The sequence below is a fragment of the Roseovarius sp. genome (assembly GCF_040219995.1).
GTDB lineage: Bacteria > Pseudomonadota > Alphaproteobacteria > Rhodobacterales > Rhodobacteraceae > Roseovarius.
In genome coordinates this window covers 19,853-45,689 of record NZ_JAVJUC010000040.1, presented here as the reverse complement: position 1 = coordinate 45,689, position 25,837 = coordinate 19,853, and the positions used below count along the sequence as shown (strand labels likewise).

The following is a 25,837-nucleotide window of genomic DNA, read 5'->3' as shown; positions in this document are numbered from 1 at the left end:
CTGGACAAATGGCTGTCTGCACGGCTGTCAAAACTATCAATCTGCACGGCTGTCAAAGACGTCGTCATTCGCGCCCCCATGCTTTGTGGATCAGCTCCGAAACCTCATCGTTCACGTCGTTCAGTGAAGTGATTGCCCGGTCATAAGTTGTGCGAACAAACTGGGAGCGCTCGACCTCGTAGAGTGTCTGTTTAGTAATCCCAGCGTCGGAGATCGCCGTGGATTTCAAAACAGGCGCGGTAAGCATCTGGTTCGGGAACATCGCCTGCAGAAACCCGACCATCTGCTTCTGAGGGCCATCAGTGGGTTCAAACCTGGTAACCAGATAGCGAAACCATTTCAGTCGCATGTTCGCGCCAGCGTCTCGTATTGTCTTCATGATTCCGCCAAGCATGAGCAGAAATTGACTCATCGACATAACGTCCAGCATCTGTGGGTGGACGGTGACGATGACTGACGACGAGGCTGTCAGTGCGGTCAGCGTGAGATAGCCAAGCTGCGGTGGGCAATCGATCACCACGACATCATAGCGATCATCGACTTCGTCGAGCGCCTTAGAGATCCGAGTGAAGAAAAGGCGCCCCTCGTGGGGGTCGCTGCTCGTCAAGGCAACGGGGGTATCGTACTCATACTCTTGAAGTTCCAAACTTGCAGGCACGATATCAAGGTTAGGAAAGTTCGTTGGTCGGATTACTTCGATAATTGGCTTGCGTTGATCATCGTAGCGGAGCGTCTCGTAGAGCGATGGAACATTATCGAGCTCCGGCTGAATACCATGCAGAGCTGTCAGTGATGCCTGCGGGTCAAGATCGATCGCCAGTACACGATGCCCTTTCAGCGCCAAGTGCTGAGCCAGATGAGCCGCAGTCGTCGTCTTTCCGGACCCGCCTTTGAAGTTGACGACAGAAACTACATGCAGTTCCTCACCTTCACGCCGATGGGGCACATACCGCCGCTTTCCAGGCCGACCATGCTTGTCCAAATACGCCCGCAGTTCGAGCATTTGCTCAGCTGAATAACTACGCCTCCCCGACGACGAGGTTTCGGGATCAGGCCCCTTACCTTCTAGGTGGAGCTTCTTGATTGTCGACTGGGTCACGCCGAGATAATAAGCGACCTCCGCCAGCGAAAACTGACGTAGACCTTTCTGGGCATCTGGAGGATACTGTTCCTGCCGCAACATATTGAGACGGTCAGAAATCAGCTCTCCCTGTTGAAGGATGATCTCGTCGAAGGGTTGATCCTTCGTATCAGCCGTAAATGACCTATCTCGCATCCGCCTGCCCTCTAAATATCGCTTTTTCAGCAATTTATCCCTTTAAAGTGTCATCTACACGGAAAAATGAGTCTTAACAACGATTTTCACGCGGTGGCTTATGCACTCCCGCAGCACGATCGAGTCTAGATGCGGCGACAAGCTATAGTGAGCGGCGAAAAAGGCGGCCCAACATATGGAACCAACGGTGCGGCCTTCTGCGCAGCACTCAACTCGAACGGCGCGGTAAAAATACTTTAACCTACTGTTTTAAAATACATTTATGTAACTGCACGGCTGTCAAACGGCACATGGCTTGAAGCGTCGAAACGCCTAGCGGATCCGCAAACACGACAGCCACGCAGCGAGCTGCATCAGAAAAGTTCTACATCTGAACCGTGGTCACTTGGTTCCGTCAAACACATCGCCCATGCCACTCCAACACATAATAAATCGTGTCAGTGCCATAGGAGACAACGAGAATCGGCTGGGTTGCCCCAGCCGATTCTTTGCGTCACGCGGCGTCTTTGGGGCCCCAGGGGATGATCGCCTGCAGGGACAGATCGTCCTGGCTTGCCGCCTTGCCGAGGTTGGCGTTGAAGCCGTGGTCGCGGATGGTCAGCGTGAAGTAGTCGGCGCCGGTCTCCTTGTTCTGCTTCTTCCAGATGCCGCCGCACTCAACCAGCTTGCCACGCGGGGAGCGGCCGAGGACGCGGTGTGTGGGGGCCATCGGGTTCGTGCTCGCGACGGGTTCGACTGTGATGTCGAGGTCGAAGGTCAAGGTCGAGATGGAGCCGACGCCCTTGGCGGTTTCGATGTCGGCGCTGGTGAATTTGATGCAGTTCGTGGTCATTGCTCTTCTCCTTGTTTGCGTTGCAGCACGACGTGCGGTCATGCAGCTGGCCAAGGCCCGACCACTCCGAAGGCGAAGCGCAGCGGAGAGGGGCAGGCGCCGGTCTTTTTGCTGCGCGAGGAATGGCCCACCCCTGTTCTTTGGTGGGTCAGGGGAAAAAGATCGGCGACAACCTTTGTGGACGGGACGACAGCTGCGACCAGCGTGTCATGCAAAGCAACACATCGGGAGAAGTGCCCTGGCCACGAAGGAAACTGGGTGAACGGCCGAGGGAGATGCCACGAGTGTCTTGACTCCTTCCAAATTCACCGAAGATGAGACATAGTCCAGACGTCAAAGTCGCATCCCCAGGATCACTAACGTGCCGATAGTCTTCGCTGAAGCGCCCACGATGCGGAGGAGTGCTCGGCGCGATCAGAGCGTGGAACGAAAGACCGGGTCGCCACGAGACACAGCAACCACCCAATAGCCCTAGATGACAGCCCGGCTGGTTGGTTAGGTCAGAAAATGCGACAGGACATTTGACCAAGGGCCGCCGCTACCAACGGACGGGACATCCTCTCTAGCTCCGGCAAGCGTCGGCGACTTGTCCTTCCAGTGCTCATGCTATACGTCATTGACACATACACCGCCGAAACCTATATGGGACAAGAGATGACGCGATTGCAGACAGTGGTCGAACTGCCCGAATTCCAAAGGCGCGCCAAGGCAATCATGTCGGACCAGGAGCGTGAGGCGGCGATCAACTTCATTGCCGCCAATCCGGAAGCGGGCGTCTCTCTTGGCGGCGGATTACGCAAAGTCCGCATCCCGAGAGAGGGGAGCGGCAAGAGTGGCGGCTTCAGGACGGTGTATGTCTTTGGCGGGACCCATATGCCGATCTTTCTGATTACGGTCTTTGCCAAGAATGAGAAAGCCAACCTGTCAAAGACCGAACAAGCTGCTGCGGTAGAGATGAGCAAGGCGCTTGTCGCGAAATATGGAGACGCAACATGAGTGCATTTGAAACCGTATCCAAGGGCCTCGAAGAGGCTCTGGCCTTCGCGAATGGCGATTTGGCCGACGCCAAAGTGCATGAAGTTTCCGTGGCGGAGGTCGATGTCGCCGAAGTCCGGCAACGGACGGGCCTGTCCCAGGCCGAGTTTGCGAAGAGCATTGGCGTCGCGAAAGGTACGCTCCTGAACTGGGAACACGGGCGCCGGCACCCGACAGGCCCAGCACAGGTTCTGCTGGCATTGATCGCCAAGAAGCCTTCCGTCGTACAGGACCTCTTGCGCGGGGCGTGAACCGGGGCCTAAGCCCCGATCCTCTTGATGCGGATTCCGAGCTTGCGGGCCTTGTCGACGATGTTCTCGGTGATGCCCGAACCGGGCGTGGCAATCAGACCCTGTGGCATGGTTTCGAGCATCTTGTCGTTGCGCTTGAAGGGGGCGGCCTTGCCGTGGCTCTTCCAGTCGGGCTTGAAGACCACCTGGGTGATCCCACGGGTATCTGCCCAGCGGGCCGCGATCATCTCGGCGCCTTTGGGCGTGCCACCATGCAGCAGCACCATGTCGGGGTATTTCGCATGGGTGGCATCGAGGACGGACCAGATCAGATCGTAAGCCTGATAGTCCCCGCCTGAGAAAGCGATCCGCGTGCCTTCGGGGCAGTGCACCTCGGTCTCCTTGCGACGCTTGGCCGAGAGATAGGCCCGGCTGTCCACCACGGCGGAGGTGAGGCCGCGATGTGAGACCTTGGATCCGGTGCGGGGGAGCCAGGGCGAACCGGTGGCGGCCGAGAAGTGGTCTACGGCCAGATCGCGCATCTGCTCGAAGGCGTCGCGATGGTCCCAGAGCTTGAGCCCGATCATCTGGAGGCGCTCGAGTTCGACCGAGGCGACCTCGGAGCCGTCCTGTAGCCCCAAGCTTTCCCTGACCTCGAATTCGTTGTCGTCGAGAAGCTTCTGGATATGGGTGAGCCGACGATGGAAGATCGAGGTGAGGGACCAGAGCATCTCTTCGAGATTGTCTTCCAACTGGCTGCCAGTGAGGAGGCCGATGGTGGTGTCAAAGAGGGTCGCCATGGCGAGTTCGACTTCGTCGGGCTGGGGCAGGGGGCGGTGATCGGTCTCGCCGGGTCCCGGTGTTGCGCCGTGAAGTGCCAGGTGGTCGAGGATGCCGGAGGTCACGCCGGTCTCCTCTTGGATGTCTGTCTGATGGGGCATTGTCTGGTTCCTCTGTTTGATCTGACCCGATTTGGATGGGGCGATATCAGGACCGGCGGCGACCGGGCCGCATCCGTCAGGATCGGAGCGCAGCGGAGAATGCGCCCAAGGCCGGAAAATTGCTCCCGCGAGGAATGGCCCGAAGGGGCAGGGGAATTTTCTGGTTCGGGGGGCATTGCTGCCCGGGCGAGGGGCACTCTGCCCCGACCCGCCGGTCCATCGCTCCCCTTATCCAAACGGGATCAGATCGAACCCGCGGAACCTTTGCCCTGTCCGGCATCACCGGGGAGACTGGCGCTCATCCGTCCTCGATCTCCAGACCGTTTGCCTTCATGGCCCCTAACAGAGACCGGCGCAGCGCATCTCTGCCAAATGTCCGCAGATCATCGTTGAAATCGCCCAGTTCAGGGACGAGATAACCGCAGGAAATTCCTCGATATTCCAGTTGGTTACGCAATCTTATGGATGCATTGCGTCCGGCATCGTCATTGTCCCGCGCGATCCAGATGCGCTGAATCCCCGGCGATGGAATGAAGAGGCCGAGATGGGTGGCGGTGAGACAGGAGGCGAGGTCGAACTCCGGGAGAGCCGTTCCGATTGAGAGGGTGTTTTCGAGCCCTTCGCCGACGATGAGATCCGAGCGACCCGCGCCGGCCCAGAAGCGGATGGCATGGCCGTGCAGCTGCCCAAGGATCCGTTTGGGTCTCTCGATCGTGGCCAACCCGTCGGTAGACGGGTCGAGATAGACCCGCGCGCATCCGGTGATCTGGCCCCGTTTGTCGGTGATCTTTGCGAGCAGGGCAGGGGCCCTTCGCGGCTGATCGGGATCGTCCTCGCCCTGCCGCAGGAAGACTCGAGGGTGATAGCGCAGGGCAGGTCCAAGCCGTGTGATGCCGCGCCCCTGCAGATAGGTGGCGGCCGGGGTGCCAAGCACCGGCTTGCCAGCGGCAAAGAGCTTCCGCGCCCGCGCGATGCGTTTGGCGGAGGCTGCATCAGGGCGCTCAGCCCTTTGGGTGTCTCGAGGTGCGGCAGGGCAGGGGGCCTCGCCGAGAAAGGACCGGGCCTCCCTCAGCGTCTCCTTGAGCGTGACCGACCCAAGCCGTTCCTGCAGCAGGTCGATGAGATCGCCATATTCACCCGTCGCGAAATCTTGCCAGGATCCGGCCTTGCGCTCACCTTGAGCTTGCAGACGGATGGCGAGGCTTTGGCCCTTTGCACCGGACGTGTCGCCGACCTGCCAATAATTGCCCTGCTTACGACCCTCGGGGAAATACTGGCGGCAGAAACTCTCGGCACGGTCTGCCAGAGCGGCCGAGAGGTCTGCGATGCTGCGCCGCGCGCTCATGCGGCGACATCCGCTGCGCTGGCACCCACCGGGTGCTCAGCCAGAACCCGCGCCAGCACGTCAGTGCCATCCACTGGGATGAACACCCGAGTCTTCCACTGGATCACCTCGGCAAAACAACCCATCGCTTTCAGACGGGGCAGGGCCGCGCCCGACGCGCCGATCAGCTCAAGTCTCGGCTGTCCCATGACCAACGACCGGCGCAACTGGTAGCCGCCGAGGAGGTTCAGGGTCGTCCTGGCTTCCATCACCGCGCTGAGCACTTCCTGCGGCGACATCTCGATCTGACAATCGAGACCAAGGCGTGAATAGACATTCAGGAGCTGCTCCTGACTGACGAGACGGCCGATAGCGCGCTCCCCGTCCTCGGCCTGCAGGCGGTAAATGCGCATGTTGTCGGCAGGAAGCCGGTCCCAGATCGGCAGGAGGAGGCCGCAGATCAGCGTGATCTTCGATGTGGTGAACTGCGGCACCGCGTCGACCTCAGCCTGCCAGAGCTGTTCGAACATCGCATCGTCTATCTCTTCCCAGTGCGATTTCGAGAACTCGGTGAGGGCGAGGATCTCGGTCGCCATGGGCCGTAGCAGTTTCACCCGCAGGATCGGTACGCCATCCTCATCCATGAAGGCCGGCGCCTTCACCATCAGGGCCGCGCGTTTGGAGGTCTTGTTCCAATAGAGCGTCGCGCCTTTGTTATCAGCGCAGATGGCTTTCACGCGGGACAGGGTGAGCGGATCGTTTCGATCCGTACGCTCAACGGTCAGGGCGGTGGCCGTCGCCCCCGTCGCCTCATGTTCGAAGATCACCTTGCGGTCGACGATCTCGAATTTTTCGGCGCGCAGGGTCTCTAGCCCGACGTCCAGCGTGCCAGCCTGCCGTGCGTCCTCGATGATGGCCGAAAGTAACCCGCCGAAAGCCTCGAAGATCGCGTCCTGCATGTCGATCCGCAGTGCCAGACAGCGGTTCAGGAACTGCTGGATAGGCGGCAGATTCTCTTTCATCGTGCCATCCGCCTCATCGAGTGTCAGCCCGGTCATCTCCTGGAACCTGGCATATGAGCAGGCGTCGATCTTGCCCGCCCGCAGCTTGTAGAAGAACTGTCGCAGCGCCGCGCGTGCGTAGGGGCTCTCAAGATTGTCCTCGGCGCGGAACATGTTCTGGCCGCCGGTTTCGCGCTGCCCCTTGGTGATCGCCCCGAGCGTGTCGAGGCGGCGCGCGATGGTGGAGAGGAACCGTTTCTCACCCTTCACGTCTGTTGCGACGGGTCGAAACAGCGGCGGCAGCGCCTGATTGGTGCGGTTGGTGCGCCCGAGCCCCTGGATCGCATTGTCGGCCTTCCAGCCGGGCTCAAGGAGGTAATGCACCCGCAGGCGCTGGTTCTTGGCCCCGAGATCGGCATGATAGCTGCGCCCGGTGCCACCGGCATCGGAGAAGATCAGGATGCGCTTGGCATCATCCATGAAGGCCTGGGTTTCTCCGAGGTTGGAGGAAGCGGGACGCTTCTCGACCCTGAGCCGCCCCTCCCGCGTCTTCACGATGCGCCGTTTGCGCCCCGTGACCTCGGCCACAGCCTCCCCTCCGAAATGCCAAAGGATCTGGTCGAGGGCACCCTGTACTGGGGCGAGGGCACCGAGATGCTCGACAAGCTCGTCCCGCCGCCGCTCCGCCTCGCGGCAAATGATGTGATTGCCATCGCCATCGACGGCCGGGCGCGAGCGCAGATCCCCGCTCTCGTCGGTGTAAGGCTCGAAGAGCCGCGTCGGGAAGGAATGCATCAGGTAGTCCATGATGTTCTCGCGCGGCGTAAAATCGACCTGCAGATCATCCCACTCCGAAGGCGGGATCTCTTCGAGACGCCGTTCCATCACCGCCTCGCTGGTCGACACCACCTGGATCACCGCCGAATGACCGGCCGCCAGGTCTGCCTCGATCGAACGGATCAGAGAGGGGCATTTCATGGCGGTGATGAGGTGGTTGAAGAAGCGCTGCTTGTTGCTCTCAAACGCCGAGCGCGCGGCGGATTTCGCCTGGGGGTTCAAGGTGCCGGTATCAGACGAAATGCCAGAGGCTTGTAGGGCAGCCTCAAGGTTGGTGTGGATGATCTGGTAGGCATCAGCGTAGCTGTCGTAGATCGCGACCTGGGCGGGCGTCAGCTCATGGACCAGCATCTCGTATTCGACCCCGGCATAGGAGAGGGACCGCGCGAGATAGAGCCCAAGCGCCTTCAGGTCGCGCGAGATCATCTCCATGGCGGCGATGCCCCCGGCCTCCATCGCGGCGACAAATTCTGCCCGCGTCACGAAGGGGAAATCTCCCGTGCCCCAGAGACCGAGGCGCGAAGCATAGGCAAGATTGCCAACGACCGTCGCCCCGGTGGCCGAGACATAGAGTACGCGGGCGTCGGGCACGGCGTTTTGCAGCGCGAGGCCCGCAAGGCCTTGTTGAGAGGCCTTTTTGTCGCCGCGGTCGGACTTTTCGCCGGCGGCATTGGCCATGGCGTGGCTTTCATCAAAAGCGATGACCCCGTCGAACCCCTCGCCGAGCCAGGAGGTCACTTGCTCGAGGCGGGCAGCCTTGCCCTCACGTTCAGCCGAGCGCAGCGTGGCGTAGGTAACGAAGAGGATGCCCTCGGGCAGGCGTATGTCGCTGCCTTGGCGGAATTTTGAGAGCGGCACGATATCGCTTTCACGCCCGCCGAGCGCCATCCAGTCGCGTCGCGCATCCTCGATGAGCTTGTCGCTTTTTGAGACCCAGACCGCCCTGCGACGCCCCTGCAGCCAGTTGTCGAGAATGATACCCGCGACCTGTCGCCCTTTACCGCATCCAGTGCCATCACCGAGGAACCAGCCCTTGCGCAGGCGGAAGGCGCCTTCGTCACCCTCAGCCGCTGCAATCAGTTGGCCTTCGATCTCGCCACGCTTGAACAAGCCTTTGAGATGCGTCTCGTGTGCATTGCCCGCGTAGATCACGCTTTCGAGCTGCGGCGCAGAGAGGAGACCGTCTCGAACGAGGGTCTTCGGCAGAACGGGGCGGTAGCTCGGCACGGGCGGCGGCACCGAGGCCATGGCGGCGGATTGCACAAGTGCTGTCGGATGCTCCGCCGCGCCGTCGATCCGGATCGCCTGCAGGTCATAGACCTCGTAGACCGTGTCCTGCAACGTGCCATAGGGTTCGCTCCAGGCTTTTGGCAAGTAGTCGAGCGGGGCCGTCTCGATGTCGTCGAACGGATGCTTCGCGCGTTCCTCGGCGAGCGCACGGGTTTCTTTGCGTGCTGCGTTGCGCAGGGCGTGGAGGTTGGTGCGGGTCGGCTGAGACGGGACCGAAAGGGCCGATGTGGTGGGGCAGGGCGGGGGGCTGCGGCGTTCCGGGCAATGGGCGAGTACTACGGAGAGAAGATCACTCGTGGTCGCGCAGATCGGATGATAGGCGGCGTCAATATCAGCCGGTGCGGTCTCTTCAGCACCAGCCGCGCGCTTATCGATTACCGTCAACCGCGTGTCGATCGTGGTGCCATGCCGTGCGAAGACCTTGCCGTCGATGGGGGCCGAAAACACGACATCGGCGCTCTGGCCGATCCGCTGAAATGTCGACTGGAAGGATTTCAAAGAGGGACGGAAGCTTTCGCCGGTGATGACGACAAGCCGCCCACCAGGCGCGAGGCGTGCCAGGGCGGAAAGCACATGCTGACTGGTCGCTTGCCTAAACCGGCCCTCGACATGGTTGGCAGCGGAAAACGGCGGGTTCATCACCACGACCGAGGGCGTGATCGAGCGATCAAGACGATCGTCGATCGAGGCAGCATCGTGGTCAGATACGGCGGCATCGGGGAACAACTGCCCCAGTAGGGCGCGGCGCGTGTCGGCAAGTTCATTCAGCGCCAACCGTGCACCAGCGATCTTTGCAAAGATGGCCAGCATGCCCGTGCCCGTCGACGGCTCGAGCATCAGGTCGTCGTCCCGAAACCCGGCGGCCTGCGCGACGATGGCCGCGAGGGGCAAAGGCGTGGAAAACTGTTGCAGACGGATACTGTCTTCGGAGCGGCGCGTGTGAGACGGGGCCAGAGCCGTGAAACGTTCGATCATGGTGAGGAAGGCCTGCGGCGACAGTGCCTGACGCTGCATCAGCGCGCCGTAGCGCGAGAGTATAAGGATTTGGGCGACCTCGGCCGCCTCATAGGCGTCTTTCCAGACCCAGGCACCACTTGTGTCACTGGCACCGCAAGCATCTTCCATCGCGGCGCGAAGTGCGGCGGCGTCGATGGACCTGCCTGCCTCGAAAACGGGGACGAGGATTTTCGCAGCCTGCATCAGGTTTTGGGCGAAGCGTGGGGCATCCGGCAGGGCAGGGGCTTCGGGCTCGGTTGCAAGTTGGACGGAATGGGGGTGAGCGTTCATCGGCAATCTCCGGGGTTGAGGGTTGGCCCCGAGCCCCGCGTGCACTCTCTCACCCGGGAGGGGTCACCCCTCCCGCCCTGTCTCTCACTCTTTCATGGCCTCGAAAACTGAAGTCTTGGCAGCGAAAACTTATCCACAAAATCTGGGGATGACGCTGTGGGCGTTGTCGCGCAAACCCATGCCAGGCTGCTGGGACACGGCCGTGCCTGCATTTTGGGCACCTCCAGCGAAACGGACCCGACACACAGCAAGCTCGGGGACCGAATGGTCAACGAGGAGAAATCGCAAGAGCTCAGAATGGGGATCTGCAAATAAAAAGGCGACATCCGGGAGGAGGTGGATGCCGCCGATTATTCCGGATCGGCTCAGGGAGGAGGAGAGAACCGATCACAAGAGCGAACATAGGAGCAATGCTGCAGTCGCACAATGGGCGGGCTATGACTTTTCTGCAATGCAGCAATGCATGTCCGCGATCGGGTGCTGCCCATAGTTCCGGTGTGTGGCGGCGAGTTATTCTATGGATATGCGGTCAATGCACCGGTCGCGGGTGGCGCATGGGGATCGGACCGAGGAACGGCATTCCGCGCCTCCGGCAAACAATGCGTCTCATAGGCGCCAACAAACCCCCAGCAAGCGTCGATCTCCTCGCCACCCTGTTCGACGATGTAACCATAGACACGCCCACCAAGGTAAGAATCGTAGTCGGCGGTCTCACCACGTAAGATGTCTACAGCCTGTTCGCGCAGGGCCTTGGTCACGCGTTTTACACCGAATTCCTTTCGGACCGCTTCGAGCGTCACGTAGACGTAACCGACCTGCCCAGAATCCCACGGGCAGTGGAACCCGACGGTGTTCATCGCGAGACCGGAATGGTCATAGAGAAACACAGGCAGAATGATTGCCTTCCGCTCGGCGCGGTCCCGCAGACGATCCATCGAGAGATCGCTCTGATCCGAGACGCCCGCAAGATCGCGCAGGAACGCCTCAGGGCTGTCGTACTGATGGCTGTCACCCAGCCGATAGCGGCGGTGCCAGCAGATCAGCGTACCGAGGTTGCACCACTCTCGTGGGTCCTCAGCGTCGGGGTCGTGGTAGATCTTGATCGTGTGGCCCTGGTGGACCTCCTCGTAGACGGGATCTTGCATGTCCATGTCCTTTCTCGAAACGCAATCGACCCGCCAAGCCGGTTGTGGCGCAGGCGGGTCGATCTGGATGGGATCAGATGGTTGGTGAGTTTGCCGCCCGGCGGATCAGGCGGCGGCGCGATTCTGGCGATGCTGGACGTGCTCGACAGAGACCTTGAGAAGCCAATCCTCAAAGCCAAGAATGGTCTGGTGACCCGCAACCGCCTGGACCCAGGCCGCACGCGGATCGCTGCCGATCTGCGTCGGGTCGTTGTCGATCCGGCCATTGGCCATCCACGGTTCGGGTTGTATGCGTCCGAGCCAGTCAGCCAGTGACGGGATACGCCCCTGGCAGTCTTCGCGCACATGCTGCTCGCCGATCCAGCGGATCGGAACGACCCGGCCCGCGCTGTTGATCAGGCTGCGACCGAACACCCGCTCGGCATCATAAATCCCGACCGTATGATGTTTTTGGGCTCTGTGAACAAAGAGACCTAGGTGCTCTTTAGATGAGTCAAACCAGTCATGCACATGTTGGTAATCATCTGGAACACCGCCAAATCTACGGGCCGAGCTTTCGGCGTGGTGGAGAGGATGTGCCATGTCAGAGCCCCTCATGTTCTGTGGTGTCGGTCTCGATGAAGCGGTTCGAGTGGCTGACATCGATCTTGTCCGTCTCGAGCGCCCAGGTCAATTCGCCATAGCCGCCCTCGTTGTTTTCGAAGCCAGGGCTCAGCGCATAGGCAAAGTCCCAGCCGAAATCTTCGACCCGTCGCCGCAGCTCTTCTGTCAGGGTAATCGTGTCAGGCGTCACGACGACCTCCTCGACATTGCCGGAATCGCCATAGCCTTCATATTGCACGTCGAGGCCGGTCACGCCGAGGCCGCGCAGTTCGGTGAGAAGCGCCGCGCGGGTCTCGACCCGCTGTTCGGCTGCCCGTCTCTGGGCTTCGAGCATCTGCGCGTAGAAATCATTTGCTTGTGTCATATCTTCGGTCCTTTGGAATTGAGGGAGGGTGAGGGCGACCGTCTTGCAGGCCGCGCCCCGGAGGTTTCCTTTGGGGGGCTTCAGGCCGCAGCGTCGCCGCGTTTCTCAGCCGTCCGGTCAACCAGGTTGAAATACAAATTCTCGGTCGCGCGCTTGAACCCCGGCGGTTTGCGCGGAGCGAGGCAGCGCACCGAGGCGCTGCAGCTCTCGCCGTGCTCCATCGCGAACTGCGTCACTTGGTCGATCAGATCATCCATGCCCGCGGCCTCGATGCGCTTTTCGGGGTAGTTCGCCAGCATCTGGAACTGGGTGACGACGAAGGCGCCATCGCGATGTGCGGGATAGAGGGTGATCTGGTAGTCGAGTGTCTTGGCCATCTCTGGTCTCCTGCGGCAGGCCGGACACGATCATCGCGCCCCTTGGAACCCGCCAGCCCGAAAGGACCGCCCTTTGTGCAAGGGCGATCCGTGGCGATGTCGGTGAAAAAGGGGCGTCAGTATTCCGACGGCAGAAGCAGGGTCAGGACCCGGCGCGTCTGATCAGGATCGGAGGGCTCAGGCGAGCCATAGGTGTAGTCGACGTCGTACAGGTCGATCTTGAACCAGACCTTCGTGCCGTCGAGGTCGATGACGCCCATCTCGTGCCATCCTTGCGGGTCGCTGTCAGCGTTGAACGCGTCAAATGAAGCCACGCTGCGGGTGAGAGCAAGCTGGGCATCGGGCCCAAGCGCTGCAACGCCACGGGTCATCACGAACTGGCCCTGCGGGGCATCGGTGACGAGGATATTGCCAAGGATAGAGCGACGAAAGGCGTCATTCTGCGAAGCGACGAGTGCGGCTTCCTTAACGGGATCGAGGTCAAGTGTGGTGGTCATGGGATATCTCCGGGACGGGCCCGCCGATCCGATATCGGCTGTTGGTAACCCGTCAGCCGGAAAGGGCCGCCCTCGATGTGAGGACGGCCCAAGGCTCATGTCGTGATCAGGTCAGCGTGCGGCTCGTCAAGCCGCATCCTCGCTGAGGAAGGCGGGCAAGGACGACGGTTCATCGCTCTCGGCGTCGCTCAGAGAATCTTCGGCGGACACATCCCCCTCCTCGGTCTCCGGCGCTTCGCCTGCCATGTCGGCAACAGCCTCCGCCGCACCGGCAAACACCATCCCGTCGGGCAGCCAGCGCGTCGTCCTGACAACCGTTGCGGCGTCGAACCCTTCCGTCTCGCCGGCCGTTTCCGCGAAGGCCCGCTCCATCGCGGCCGCGATATCGCCCTTACGCTCGCGATTGCGATCTTCGGCGTAATCGTCGCCAATGAGCTTGCGCGCGGTAGCGACCGCATGCCCCTTGTTGACCCGACCCCAGTAATTCTGAGCAGTCGGGCGCCAGCAGGCCGCCACATCGACGTCAAGACGCGCGCCGATCTCCTCGATGATCGGGGAGGGGCGATTGTCGGAGGAAAGCTGCGGCTTGACTGCCAGACCCGTCGCCCAGGCGAAAAGCGCCTGCTTGGCGGCAATGGGCAGCGCCGACATCGCCCGGAAGTTTTCGGGCTTCTCCAGCGTAATCCAGTCGGTGGCGAGGCCCTGCTCCAGCGCCTCGAGCATCTTCTGGGCAACAGTATCCGAATGCAGCACCTCGCGGTTCTGCGCCTGGAAGGGCCGGATCGAGATATCGAGCGCCTCGTTGTTGTAGGACCGCCCCAGAGCCTGCTCGCAGAGCGCGTAGAGCATCGCATCGAACGCCACCTCGAAATCCGCCGCCAGATGCGCCCGAAGGATATGCTGACGCGTCGCGCGCAGATCGTCGGCGAGGCTCGCCGAAATCCCGTTCGCCTTGCGCAAGGTCGCGGCCGGGTCGGAGGTGGGCACCGGTGTCGAGGAGGTTGGCGGCGTCACGTTCGGGCGGACAGGAGACGGGGCATCACCCGCGTCAGCACTATTTTCGCTCGGGACGACCGCAGCGGGGATATCTTCTGGCCGCACGAGGCCTTTCTCGACACGCAGCGCGCCGTCATGACCGATGGTCAGAACCACGCCCGCGATGGCACGATCTTCGTCCGCGTAAGGCTGCCGTTCGCGTTGCAGGGCCTCGATCTCGCGCAGGCGCGGCTCGATGGCATAATATTCTTCCGTCTCCGCGTCCGTCCAGTCCTCGCCGTCATTCTTCGCCGCCAGTTCTTCCTCGCGCGCAATGAGACGTTCTTCTTCGGTGAGCAGGTCCGGATCGGGGTCGATGTCCTGCGGATAGACCCGCCCGAAGCTGCGAAACGCGCCGTAATCCACCGAGAGATGCACCTCGACCCATTTCCACGTTCCCTCGAAGGTTTTCGCCGCAGCCTGCAGCTTTTCGATGGCGAGACGCTCTAGGAGTTCGGGGTTCTCCATATGGGCGCTGGCGCGGTCGTCGAAGAGATCGCGCAGCAGAACACCACCCGCCGCCTCATAGGCCTCAATGCCGACAAAGCGCCCGATGGCCGAGTTCGCCGAATGGGCGGTCTCGGTAAGATGGCGTTTGATGCTTTGCGGATGGATGTGATAGCCGCCCTTCACTGCGTTCCAGACCGCCAGCTGGCGATCATGGTCGTCGGTCAGTGTGAAAGCCATCACGCATTCAAGGGTCAGATCACCCGCGCGGAACTGCTCGATGATCTCGGGCGCGACACGGGCGAGTTTGAGGCGGCGGCGCACCAGGTCGACGGAGACGCCGAATTTGAGCGCGATCTCGTCTTCGCTGCGGCCCTCGGCGATCATCGCCTCAAAAGCCTCGAACTGGTCGGCGGGGTGCATCGCCGCGCGCTGGAGGTTTTCAGTTGCAGAAGTAAGGATGGCGTTGCGCTTATCATCGACGAGGCAGGGCACGGGGTGATCGGCGGGGATGACGCTGTCCTCAGCGAGCTGCTTCAGCGCCTTGAGGCGACGACCGCCGGCATCGACTGCAAAACGTGTCTCTGACAGCGCATGAACCACCAGATTCTGTTTAATTCCGGTCTCGCGGATACTGACGAGGAGCTCAGCATCGTCGCTGGCGCTGGCCGCAACTTTTCGAACGTTGAGCGGGCTCGGCTCCAACTGGTCGAGCGGGATCATCCGGATGTCGGTCCCGCCGCCAGGCACGGACAACTCAGTGGCTTCGGTTTTCTTCGCAGTGGCGGGTTTCGGGCGGGTTGTGGTCTTGGCCATGGTCAGGGTCCTTGTCACGCCGGACCCGGAAGAGCCTCTCTCTATCCTTTCAAGCCCGGCACCCGGGCTTCCCTTTCTCTGGCTTTTTCTTGTGTTCCCTTACATGAGATCGTTTTGCACAGGCTTTGCTGTCTCCAAAGCCTACAGGCCTAGCTCACTGTTTGATTTTCCGAACCCACTTCCGCGAGCAAAATCTGCCGAATTGAGCTTTCAATTTTGACTTTACCAAATGTTGAAGCATCTCGGAAAACTGACTTCGTTTCGCATTCGAAGCAAATCAAGTCATGCTGACGGCCGACAACTTTTAGACCAACTGAACTTTCCCCGACATGGACCACATAGACCTCGCATGCTAGGTTCGCGCCTGCTTTCACCGGCGCATGGAATTGTAGGTCCATAGAGACAAAAGGCATGGCCGTGTTTCTTTCCGTGAGTAGAAAAAGCCAGCCCCGGCCTGAAAGCAAATCGTCCCAGAAAGTCTCGATCGCTTCCAGCGCGAAATTCGTAATCCGGCCAGTAAAGGCGATTCCCAGCTGGTCACAGTCGCCAAAGAAAATCCTGCGTTCGAAGGCAAATCGTGGTTTAAATTCTGTTTCTGGTACATTCATTGCAGCGTTACGGGCTCAACATTTCTTTGTCTCTGGTGCGTGACAGCGATAGGAAGGAATAGTTTTCCGGTCATTATGCCATGCGCCGGAATTCGGCGGGGGTCGCGCCTGTCATTTTTCGAAAAGTTCGACTAAAATGACTCTGATCTGCAAAACCGCAGTCAAGCGCGACCACTTTCAGGGGGGCATTACCCTTTCTCAGCATCTCCTGGGCCTTCGATATTCGCTTGCGCAAAACATATGCATACGGTGCCAACCCAAACTCCGCCTTGAACTGACGCGAAAAGTGAAACTGGCTGAAACCGATAGATGCGGCCATGTCTTCCAGACTGAGGTTTTCACCTAAGCAGCTTTCAACGAGATCGATGATTCTCTGCCTTTGAGCAGGGCTGAAGTTCGAGTTTGCGTCGCTGGTCAAAGAGACCTTGGCGTACTGACGCAGAAGGTGAACGGCGATCTGGCTGCGCAGGGCGTCGATGATCAATCTCTGGCCGATTCCACCGTTCTTTAGCTCATTCTCTAGCAATTGGATGCAGTTCAGGATACAGGGGTCCTTCGCAGATAGCCAATCATTGATCTCAATGGACTTCGGGTCACGATCAAAGACCGAAAGGGCCGTGTTTTCGAGTTCGCTGTGATTGAGATAGACGTGTCTAACCGTGATAGGCTCGGACCAACTCCAAGTGGATTCCTCTGCACGCGTGAGCAAGGAAATCCTACCTTTCTCTACGCGCGCGCTTTGCCATGGGCCGCCACTCGTGCGGCGCATAGTGGTTGGCGCGCCATCATATGCAACAATCATATAGTCGCGCATGGGGGGAATTGCCGCGTCTTGTCGCTCATAACGATAGCCCTTCAGGGTAATGCCGTTCCAGTTGCACCCGGAACTGTCCAACGTAGTCGTGCCGGGAATCCATTCGGGTATCCGGTCCGGTGATATGAGCAATCTTTCCATCTTGGCCTCCCTGAACTTTTTCACGATCGTCCGCTTGAGCTGAAATTTCGGCTTAGGTCGTCTCGCGCATCCGCGGTTCTTCTCGAACGATATCCGCTTGAGTCAATCTATCGATTTCAGCTTCTGTCAGTCCAGCCTCGCTAAGCAACTGCCTACTATGCTGCCCGAAGCGAGGCGGTGCCGCGCGAACCGCTCCGGGGGTACGCGACAAGCGTGCTGGCACGCCGGTGCCGCGGTAGGTGCCAACTGATACCACCATTCCGCGATGTCGGGTGTGTGGATGCTCCAACGCTTCATTCACATTCCGAACGACTCCGGCGGGAATCCCAGCTTTCAAAAGCACCGGCTCAAGTTTGAAGGCGTCATGTTGCACCAGGCACTCTGACAAGACCTCTGTCATCTCTGACCGATGCGCAAGACGCGCGGCATTGTCGGCAAATCGTGGATCGCAGGGCACCTCAGGTAGGCCAAGCACGTCACAGAGTTTTGCGAACTGACCATTGTTACCGATAGCCAGATAGAGTTTGCCATTACTTGTTTCGAACATGTCGTATGGTACGATATTTGGATGCCCATTGCCGGTCGCCATTGGTATCTGTCCGGACATGAGGGAATTAGCCGCTTGGGGATGCATCATGCTGATCGCGCAATCATATAGCGGCACTTCGATGGCTTGGCCCAATCCGGACCGGCCCCGTTCCAAAAGTGCGGCGAGAATAGCGTTACAGGCGATCAGACCGGTGCCGATGTCCACGATGGGCGTACCCATGCGTGTCGGGCCTTCGGAGGGATTGCCGTTGATGCTCATGAGGCCCGTCATAGCTTGTACCACGGCGTCATAGCCGGGAAAACCGCCAAGTGGGCCATCGGAACCAAATCCAGTCACGTGGCAGAGTACCAGTCTAGGAAAACGTGCCCTGAGAACATCATCATAACCAAGCCCCCATTTTTCAAGAGTACCAGACTTAAAATTGTGAACTAAAACATCTGCATCCTGAAGAAACCGCAATATCAGGTCGCGCCCTTCCGGTTGCTGCAGATCGATAGCGATGGACCGCTTGTTGCGGTTGGCGCCAGAGAAATAGGCGCTGAGTTCATCATTGAAAGGCGGGCCCCAACTGCGGGTCTCGTCGCCCAGAGGCGGCTCCACCTTGATGACCTCAGCGCCATGATCCGCAAGCATTTGGGTGCAGTAAGGCCCGCCCAGCACGCGGCTGAGGTCGACCACCTTGATCCCGTCCAATGAGCCAGCCATCAAAGCGCCTCCTGATAGAGGCGCGACACATCTTCGGCTGTCATGTCGCGCGGGTTGGTCTCCAGCAATCGCGTGATACCGGTCACGACCTCATTAGCCATTCCGGGAATGGCTGCCTCGGTCACTCCGACACCAGAAAGTCGAGACTCAAGTCCGCTTTCGACTAGCATCCGTTCCATCTCGTCGATCAGGCCATGGGCCGCAGCCGCATCAGAGTTAAAAGGCCGCGAGGGCAGTAGTAACCGCGATAGACGAGCATATTCAGCTTCTGCAACGGGCATGTTGAACCTCATCACTGGTCCTGCGACCAGAGCGTTTGCGTGCCCGTGAGGAACCTTGAAACCTGTTCCCAGTGGGTATGACAAGGCATGAATCGCCCCCACGCTGGCATTAATGAAGGCCATCCCAGCCAGTGTCGCCCCCAACAGCATGGCCTCTCGCGCTGACAGGTCCGAAGGCGTTTCCATGACGATTGGTAAGTTCTGACCGAGAAGCACCAGCGCTTTGTCCGCCATTCCATCGGAAATGGGATTCTTTCTGGTGCGACTGGTTACTGCCTCAATGGCGTGAACCATTGCGTCTAACGCCGTGGCCGCTGTGATGTGACGAGGCATTCCCAATGTTAGCTTTGCATCTAGCAAGGCAACGTCAGGCAGAAGCTGCGGTGCATATACCGCTTTTTTTTCGTGGCTTTCCGAAGTCAGCACGGACACCCATGTTACCTCTGATCCGGTCCCTGCCGTGGTTGGCACCTGAATCAGTGGCAAGCGTTTATCGGTGACCTGATTGATCCCGATCATGTCCGTAATCGGTTGATCGTTGGCTACCGCCGCTGCGATGACCTTGGCAGTGTCCAGTGAACTGCCGCCGCCAAGTCCGATGATTCCGTCAGCACCAAAGGCCCGCGCGACCTCTACCGCGGCCTCGACGACAGCGATCGGGGGGTCCGCTTTGACTTTATGAAAAATCTCAACCTCGATGCCAGCAGCCCTAAGTGAGGCGGCTGCCTCGTCCGCAAAACCACAGGCCAATATGCCCGGGTCCGTCACGACCAGCGCACGGGTGCAAGACAAATCTTGCATCAGGCTGCCGATCCGGCCAAGCCCACCGCTCTCGCAGACGATCCTCGGGGTGGAAAGGAAATTGAAGTCCATAGTTTGTCTTCGCTCCTGTTAAGCTGCTGCAGTGCGGATCATATTCCGCGCGATCAGTATTTGCTGAATCTGGGTTGTCCCCTCGTAGATGCGGAAGAGACGCACATCGCGATAGAAGCGCTCGACCGCATATTCGGCCATGTATCCTGCACCGCCGTGGATTTGCACTGCGCGATCGGCCACTCGACCTACCATCTCACTGGCAAACATCTTGCAGCAGGCAGCATCAGTCGACACGTTCTGACCAGCGTCCTTGCGGCGTGCTGTTTCTTCGATCATGCAACGCGCTGCGAAGGCCTCGGCGCGACTGTCAGCCAGCATGGCTTGGATCAGTTGCTTTTCAGCGATGGGTTCACCGAATTGTTTGCGTTCAATCGCATAGGATAGGCTGTCACGGATCAGCCGTTCGGCGGCGCCCACACAGACGGCAGAAATATGCAGTCGGCCCCGATCAAGGACTTTCATTGCCGTTTTGAAGCCCTTGTTCAGACGGTCCGGCCCGCCGATGATGTTCGAGGCAGGCACGCGGACATTGTCAAGGATGACGTCGCATGTGTGCGAACCCTTCTGCCCCATCTTCCTGTCAGGCTGGCCAAGCGTTATGCCCGGCGTCCCTGCCTCGACGAGAAAAGCGCTTACGCCGGCAGAACCTTTCACCTCTGGACTGGTCCGGGCAAAAACCGTGAATAGATCGGCACGCGGCGCATTGGTAATGTAGCGCTTCGTGCCGTTCAGTAGGAAATCGTTTCCATCACGCCGCGCAGTGGTGCGCAGACCGCCAGCATCCGAACCAGCATCTGGCTCGGTTAGGGCGAAGGATGCGATCATATCTCCGGAGGCGAGAGCTGGTAGATACTTCGCCTTCTGCTCGTCGGTTCCATCGATGATGATTCCCTGCGAGCCGATCCCGTTGTTTGTGCCAACTAGCGACCGGAACGCAGGCGAAGCCTGGCCAAGAACGAAAGCGGCTTGCACTTCCTCTATCATCGACAAGCCAAGCCCGCCGAAATCCTCCGGGATCGACATGCCGAAAAGGCCCATCGTGCGGATTTCATCGACCAGCATAGGCGGAATCACATCTTCATCGGCGACGCGATCCTCGTAAGGGATTAGTCGCTCTTTCACGAAGCGGTCGAGCGCGTCGAGAAACTGGGAAAGGGTATCTGTATCAAGGGCCATTATGCTCTCTATTGTTCAGGGTGCGACCGCCGCAACGCGGCGGACAAGATCGACAAGGCGGTGCGCGACGTCGCTTTCGATCCAATCGCGCGTAAGGGTTTGCGAAGGACCGCCGCAGTTGAAGGCAATGATGGGTGAGCCGTCCGTCGGCACGAAGGGCACTGCTACTGCGTTCACATCACGCTTCCACTCCGTGAAGGACGTGCAATAACCGTACTGTTGGTAGTCTTCGATAGCTGCTTCGATTCCGGGCTGCACATTCGGCCAGTTGTCACCCTCATGTTCCTCCACAAGGGCCAGAATTCTGGCCTGCTCATCCGGGCCGTGTGCCGCTATGCAGGCGCGACCAACCGCGGTAGTGGCCAGTTTAATATGGGCACCAACCTCAATCGCCAGCGTGACGGCGTTGGTGCCCTTGCACCGCTCTAGATAGACCATCGATAGTCGGTCACGACTGGCCATGGCCGCCGGCATACCTGTGTAATCGGCTAATTCCTGCATAAAGGGCTTTGCGAGTTGCCGCAGCGGAATCCCTGCAAGGCAGGAGAAACCCAGCGAAAGCACTGGAGGGGCCAGTCGATAGCGTGCTGTATCCGGATCGTAGCTGAGGTATTCCAGCTTGTTCAGTGTATAGGCCAGCCTTGAGACCGTCGATCTGCTCAGGCCAGTGCGCTCGGCCAACTCACCATTCCCCAGAGCTTCCCCTTCCCGCCGAAAGGCCCGCAACAGCTCCAAGCCGCGCGCCAACGCCGTGACAAAATCGCGGTCCTGTCTCTCGGCGTCCTTGGTGCGGTCTTTCCTTGGTCTCACGACATCCCTCCTCGGGAAGAATTATGCGTCTTGAAACACATCTAAACGATCGATAACGTCCGCGTCAATACTGTGGTAAACTTTTCCGCTATGCGGAAAACTAAAGTCGTCCATCTGGTCCCCTTCGTGCCGGATCCTGCGGATGACACAACTGAGCGAGGGCATAACGCCATGAAAGAAATGAATTATCCGACCATCCAGCACCTCATCGGACGGGACTGGATCGCTTCTCCCACGCCGGAGGATCGTGCAGTCATAAACCCTGCAAACGGGCAAACTATCGGACAGATTCCGCAGGCTAGCGCCGCAGATCTGGACCATGCGGTTCACTCGGCCGAATCAGCTTTTCGCCGATGGAAAAACAGCTCTCCCATGGAACGAAGTGCAATTTTGCGACGGTTTGCCGACCTGCTGCGCCAAAATGACAGACTGATCGCTGGCTGGATCACTCTCGATGAAGGCAAGCCGCTGGCTGAGGCCTTGGCTGAGGTCCGCGCCTCAGCTGACCACGTCGACTGGCACGCCGAGGAATGTCGGCGCATTTATGGGCGCATCATTCCATCGCGCAGCCCGGGGGTACAGCAGCTTGTCGTGCGCGAACCGATAGGCGTCTGCCTTGCCATCACGCCTTGGAATTTTCCGCTGAGCCAAGCGGTACGCAAGGTCGCGGCGGCGCTTGCGTCAGGTTGCACGATGATCTTGAAAGCCCCGGCAGAGGCTCCGGCGGGCTGCATGGCAATTGCGCGCTATCTGCTGGATGCAGGCTTGCCCGAAGGCTGTCTGAACCTTGTCTGGGGTAATGCGGCCTTCATTTCGGAAACTCTTATTGCGCGCCCCGAGGTGCGCAAGATCACCTTCACCGGTTCGGTCGAGGTGGGCAAGCATCTGGCAGAATTGGCTGGCCGCCACATGAAGCGGGCGACGATGGAACTCGGCGGTCACGCGCCCGTATTGGTGTTCGACGACGCCGATGCCACGGCCGCGGCGCGCGCCTTGGCGGGCAACAAGCTGCGCAATGCAGGCCAGGTGTGCATCGCCCCAACCCGGTTTTACGTACAACAAGGCATCTACGACCGATTTCTGTCCGAGCTAGTTTCAGCATTTGAGAGCGTAAAGGTGGGCGATGGTTTAACCGAGGGCACACAGATGGGGCCATTGTGTCATCGCGGACGCGTGAATGCGATGGAAAAGCTCGTCGAGGATGCCCGCGAAAACGGTGCACGGGTGTTGACGGGAGGCAAAAGGGTTGGGAATCATGGTAACTTCTATGCCCCGACAGTCGTCGATACGCCCAACGACGACATCGACTTGATGCGCGAAGAACCCTTCGGCCCGATTGCTGTCGTCTCGTCTTTTCGTGAAATAGAGGACGGACTGTCGCGGGCCAACGGGCTACCCTTCGGGCTGGCGTCCTATGTCTTTACCAATTCGTTGGAGCGTGCAGATAAAGCAGCTGCGGGTTTGCAGGCAGGTATGGTAAGCATCAACCAGTTCGGCCTGGCTCTGCCCGAGACTCCGTTTGGCGGCGTAAGAGACAGCGGCTATGGGACTGAAGGCGGGACAGAAACCTTCGAAGGCTATCTCAATACCAAATTTATCTCGCGCAATCGAGCGCCAGTGCTGTGAGGATGCCCATGCCTGTTGAATTAAGCTTCTCAAATGGCGCAGCAATTCTGACCATAGACAATTCGCCGCTTAACCTAATCAACGCGGAGGTTCGGGCTGGAATACAACAATGTATCTTCCAAGTCCTCGAAACTGGCGCTACCAGGCTGATTATCACCGGCGCAGGAACGACGTTCGTCGCGGGCGCGGATGCGAAGGAATTCGGACAGTTGCCTGTTGATCCACAACTAAATGACGTGCTGTTGCAACTTGCGCACCTTCCGATTCCGACTATCGCAGCCATCAACGGGGCTGCGCTTGGTGGGGGACTAGAGATTGCTCTGGCTTGCTGCTATCGCATCGCCTCAACTTCTACCAAACTGGGCCTGCCAGAGGTAAACTTGGGGATCGTGCCTGGCGCAGGGGGAACCCAAAGACTGCCGCGACTTATCGGTATTGAAGCTGCGCTTGACATGATCGTCACCGGGAAGGCTGTTTCCGCCGAGCAGGCACTGAAAATAGGACTGATCCAGCTGCTAGCCGATGACCCGCTTGGCGCGGCCATAGCTCTCGATGACGCTGTTCTAGAGGCGGCACAGGCACCCGACAATCTTCCTTCACCAATGCCAAACCACTTCGCAGCGGAAGTCGCCCGCGCGCAGGTAGCGCGGCGTATGCCTGGCCAGAATGCCCCGCATGTTGCGGTGGACCTGGTCGCGGCCAGCGCGATGACGCCGCTGCACGACGCACTGGCCAGCGAGCGCGCTGCGTTTTTGGACCTTCGTGCCTCGGATCAGGCGCGGGCCCTTAGGCACGTTTTCTTCACCGAGCGTACCGCAACCAACAAGGGGCGCACCTACCCCCGACCTTCCCGAGATGCTGAAACCGCCATCGTGGTCGGTGGTGGTAATATGGGAGCAGCTATTGCGTACACGCTAGCGACCGCAGGGATCTCGGTGACTGTCGTCGAACGCAGTGCCTCGTCCGCAGAGTGGGCCAGAGAAAACCTGCAAAAGCTGATTGATCAGGGTATCAGTCGCGGCATTCTGTCCCCCGATGCGGGAAAGGCGGTTGAGGACCGGCTGGTTACGGTCTCAGGCTATGACGCTCTGCCACCAACCGATCTAGCAATCGAGGCGGCCTTCGAGGATTTTGCGGTCAAGAGCGCGATCTTGACCGAACTCGAAGGTGCTCTGCCGCCCGAGACGATTATTGCCACAAACACATCCTATCTCGATGTAAATCGGCTTTCTGATGGGTTGAAGCACCCAGCACGCTTTGTAGGGATTCATTTCTTCAGTCCTGCGCATATTATGAAGCTTCTGGAAGTCGTCAGGAGCGACCGAACGTCAGACGATACATTAGGTGCAGCATTTGTGCTGGCGCGCAGGCTTGGTAAAATCCCGGTACTGTCTGGTGTTTGCGATGGCTTCATCGGAAACCGAATTTTGTCTAGCTACCGTCACGCCGCTAATCGCCTTCTGGTGAAGGGGGCTATTGTCGACGAGATCGACGCGGCTATGCGCGGATTCGGTATGGCGATGGGTCCATATGCTGCACAGGACATGTCGGGGCTGGACATCGCCTACGCGAATATCCGTCGCAAGGCCGCTGCAGAAGGGAACTGCTGTGGTCACATGCCCTTGGTCGAGCGGCTGGTCGAAAAGCACAAACGCCTAGGACGCAAATCGGGCGCCGGATGGTACGACTATGGGCCGGACGGCAAACCCTCACCTTCGGAGCTGGTCGCTAGCGAAATACTCCGTGTCTCAGAAGAAATGAACTTCACTCGCCGGGAGTTCTCAGCTGACGAAATCGTAGAAAGGCTCTTGCTCGCAATGGTGGCGGAAGCCTGCGATATCCTTGACGAAGGCGTCGCAGAAAAACCGCAAGACATCGACCTAGTAATGATTCACGGCTACGGATTTCCCCGCTGGCGGGGAGGCCTGATGCACCACGCCAAAAATATCGGCAAGGATCGGTTGGCCGCGCTGTTTAGCGCGCTTGTCAAAGAGGACCCTTGCGACTGGAGGGTGCCTCGTTATTTAGAAAGGGTTTTCGCGACCTGACGGTCAAAGTCCCGCGCCATAAGGCGCTGCCCCAGCAACTTAACACAGTGCATCTTCGTCTCGACGCGGCTTAGGCGGTGATGGTCTTCCAAGACTTTGCGTTCTTACCTGGTGGGATAACGGCGTGGACGCCACGGTCCGCAATCGCGTCCTGGCATTTTCGTGTGTCATACGCACCGTCAGCCGTGACACTGCTGGTCTGCCGGGATCTGTTCAAGAAGGTTGGGTAACACTGGAGCGTCACCGATGTGGCTCCCGGTGATCTGAACAGCGCGCACTTCCAACGTTTGCTCGTCGATCCCGAGGTGGATCTTGCGCCAGACCCGTCGCTTGGGGCCGCCATGCTTGCGGGCATGCCACTCACCTTCAAGCTTGATCCCCGTGCTGTCCACCAACAAGTGCAACGGCCCTTTGGAGCCGCGATACGGGATGTTCACGGCCAGGGTCTTCTGGCGCCGGGACAGGGTGCTGAAGTCGAGCACCGTCCAGTCGAGACCGATCAGCCGCAACAGGCTCTCGACGAACCCGGTCGCCTGTCGCAAGGCCATGCCGAACAGGACCTTCATCGAAAGACAGGTCTGGGTCGCGGCGTCGCTGTAACTCTTCTGCCTGTCGGCACGGCCTCCCAGCTCATCTCGGGGTCAAACCAGATCGTCAGCGAGCCACGGCGCTTGAGCGCTTCGTTATAAGCGGGCCAGTTCATGGTCTTGTATGTCGGGGTTGTCGGTCTGCTCATGCACCTCAGCTACCACGCTGGATTCATAAGATGAGTCCGACACGGGATTTGTGCATGCATGCCCCCATTGGTGCAAGTGATTTTTTGAACGGCGCGAGCGTGTGATCGGGTGCGGTCATGTATCAGGCC

General features: G+C 59.5%; 21 protein-coding genes and 1 pseudogene. 4 read left to right on the top strand and 18 right to left on the bottom strand.

All coding sequences use genetic code 11. The features are described 5' to 3' along the window. Positions 1-64: 64 nt before the first annotated feature. Positions 65-1,276 (bottom strand): plasmid partitioning protein RepA, encoded by a 1,212-nt coding sequence (gene repA / locus RID11_RS16345; RefSeq protein WP_064225041.1) that lies wholly within the window; start codon positions 1,274-1,276, stop codon positions 65-67. Positions 1,277-1,769: 493 nt separating this feature from the next. Continuing rightward, on the bottom strand, positions 1,770-2,108 hold the full coding sequence (locus RID11_RS16340; protein WP_064225042.1) for a DUF736 domain-containing protein: 339 nt from the start codon (positions 2,106-2,108) through the stop codon (positions 1,770-1,772). Positions 2,109-2,711: 603 nt separating this feature from the next. On the opposite strand from RID11_RS16340, the gene RID11_RS16335 reads away from it, so the two are divergent. Continuing rightward, a complete protein-coding gene (locus RID11_RS16335) occupies positions 2,712-3,104 on the top strand; it encodes a type II toxin-antitoxin system RelE/ParE family toxin (protein ID WP_199488385.1) in 393 nt (130 codons plus the stop codon). Then, on the top strand, positions 3,101-3,394 hold the full coding sequence (locus RID11_RS16330) for a helix-turn-helix domain-containing protein (RefSeq protein ID WP_064225043.1): 294 nt from the start codon (positions 3,101-3,103) through the stop codon (positions 3,392-3,394). The genes RID11_RS16335 and RID11_RS16330 overlap by 4 nt, the downstream gene beginning before the upstream one ends. A gap of 8 nt (positions 3,395-3,402) precedes the next feature. On the opposite strand, the gene RID11_RS16325 is transcribed toward RID11_RS16330, so the two are convergent. From RID11_RS16325 to RID11_RS16255, 15 genes are all read right to left on the bottom strand, one after another. Next, positions 3,403-4,314 carry a DUF2493 domain-containing protein gene (locus RID11_RS16325; protein WP_064225044.1) on the bottom strand — a complete coding sequence of 304 codons (912 nt, stop codon included), beginning with the start codon at positions 4,312-4,314 and terminating at the stop codon, positions 3,403-3,405. A 298-nt stretch (positions 4,315-4,612) separates the two neighbouring features. After that, on the bottom strand, positions 4,613-5,659 hold the full coding sequence (locus RID11_RS16320; RefSeq protein WP_064225045.1) for a DUF7146 domain-containing protein: 1,047 nt from the start codon (positions 5,657-5,659) through the stop codon (positions 4,613-4,615). Then, positions 5,656-10,053 (bottom strand): strawberry notch-like NTP hydrolase domain-containing protein, encoded by a 4,398-nt coding sequence (locus RID11_RS16315; RefSeq protein WP_114512584.1) that lies wholly within the window; start codon positions 10,051-10,053, stop codon positions 5,656-5,658. Before RID11_RS16315 ends, RID11_RS16320 begins: the two co-directional genes overlap by 4 nt. Positions 10,054-10,568: 515 nt before the next feature. Next, complete coding sequence (locus tag RID11_RS16310) at positions 10,569-11,198, bottom strand: hypothetical protein (RefSeq protein ID WP_037931030.1); 630 nt, start codon at positions 11,196-11,198, stop codon at positions 10,569-10,571. Between the two features lie 105 nt (positions 11,199-11,303). After that, positions 11,304-11,780, bottom strand: a complete 477-nt coding sequence (locus tag RID11_RS16305; protein ID WP_037930962.1) for a DUF6915 family protein — start codon at positions 11,778-11,780, stop codon at positions 11,304-11,306. Position 11,781: 1 nt separating this feature from the next. Beyond that, positions 11,782-12,165, bottom strand: coding sequence for a DUF6878 family protein (locus tag RID11_RS16300; RefSeq protein WP_009804230.1), 384 nt, complete (start codon positions 12,163-12,165; stop codon positions 11,782-11,784). Positions 12,166-12,245: 80 nt separating this feature from the next. Continuing rightward, a complete protein-coding gene (locus RID11_RS16295; RefSeq protein WP_009804229.1) occupies positions 12,246-12,542 on the bottom strand; it encodes a hypothetical protein in 297 nt (98 codons plus the stop codon). A gap of 116 nt (positions 12,543-12,658) precedes the next feature. Continuing rightward, entirely contained in the window at positions 12,659-13,039 is a 381-nt protein-coding gene (locus RID11_RS16290) for a DUF3768 domain-containing protein (protein WP_009804228.1), read from the bottom strand. Positions 13,040-13,165: 126 nt separating this feature from the next. Continuing rightward, a complete protein-coding gene (locus RID11_RS16285) occupies positions 13,166-15,337 on the bottom strand; it encodes a ParB/RepB/Spo0J family partition protein (protein WP_009804227.1) in 2,172 nt (723 codons plus the stop codon). A gap of 149 nt (positions 15,338-15,486) precedes the next feature. After that, positions 15,487-15,945: an acyl-CoA thioesterase gene (locus RID11_RS16280; RefSeq protein ID WP_007120589.1), complete on the bottom strand. Its 459-nt coding sequence runs from the start codon at positions 15,943-15,945 to the stop codon at positions 15,487-15,489. Between the two features lie 73 nt (positions 15,946-16,018). Further along, the gene (locus tag RID11_RS16275) at positions 16,019-16,900 is read right to left on the bottom strand and encodes a helix-turn-helix domain-containing protein (protein ID WP_227511477.1); all 882 of its coding nucleotides are present in this window, start codon (positions 16,898-16,900) and stop codon (positions 16,019-16,021) included. 52 nt (positions 16,901-16,952) lie between these two features. Further along, complete coding sequence (locus RID11_RS16270) at positions 16,953-18,155, bottom strand: CaiB/BaiF CoA transferase family protein (protein WP_037930974.1); 1,203 nt, start codon at positions 18,153-18,155, stop codon at positions 16,953-16,955. Beyond that, positions 18,155-19,309: an iron-containing alcohol dehydrogenase gene (locus RID11_RS16265; RefSeq protein ID WP_037930977.1), complete on the bottom strand. Its 1,155-nt coding sequence runs from the start codon at positions 19,307-19,309 to the stop codon at positions 18,155-18,157. The genes RID11_RS16270 and RID11_RS16265 overlap by 1 nt, the downstream gene beginning before the upstream one ends. An 18-nt stretch (positions 19,310-19,327) precedes the next feature. Beyond that, entirely contained in the window at positions 19,328-20,488 is a 1,161-nt protein-coding gene (locus RID11_RS16260; RefSeq protein WP_037930980.1) for an acyl-CoA dehydrogenase family protein, read from the bottom strand. Positions 20,489-20,503: 15 nt separating this feature from the next. After that, entirely contained in the window at positions 20,504-21,298 is a 795-nt protein-coding gene (locus RID11_RS16255) for an IclR family transcriptional regulator (protein ID WP_037930983.1), read from the bottom strand. 180 nt (positions 21,299-21,478) lie between these two features. On the opposite strand from RID11_RS16255, the gene RID11_RS16250 reads away from it, so the two are divergent. After that, the gene (locus tag RID11_RS16250) at positions 21,479-22,924 is read left to right on the top strand and encodes an NAD-dependent succinate-semialdehyde dehydrogenase (protein WP_073194559.1); all 1,446 of its coding nucleotides are present in this window, start codon (positions 21,479-21,481) and stop codon (positions 22,922-22,924) included. 8 nt (positions 22,925-22,932) lie between these two features. After that, positions 22,933-24,972, top strand: coding sequence for an FAD-dependent oxidoreductase (locus RID11_RS16245; protein ID WP_037930989.1), 2,040 nt, complete (start codon positions 22,933-22,935; stop codon positions 24,970-24,972). On the opposite strand, the pseudogene RID11_RS16240 reads toward RID11_RS16245, so the two are convergent. After that, positions 24,960-25,708: pseudogene (locus RID11_RS16240) on the bottom strand (IS5 family transposase); the annotation flags it as partial. The gene RID11_RS16245 and the pseudogene RID11_RS16240 overlap by 13 nt on opposite strands. Positions 25,709-25,837 lie beyond the last annotated feature (129 nt).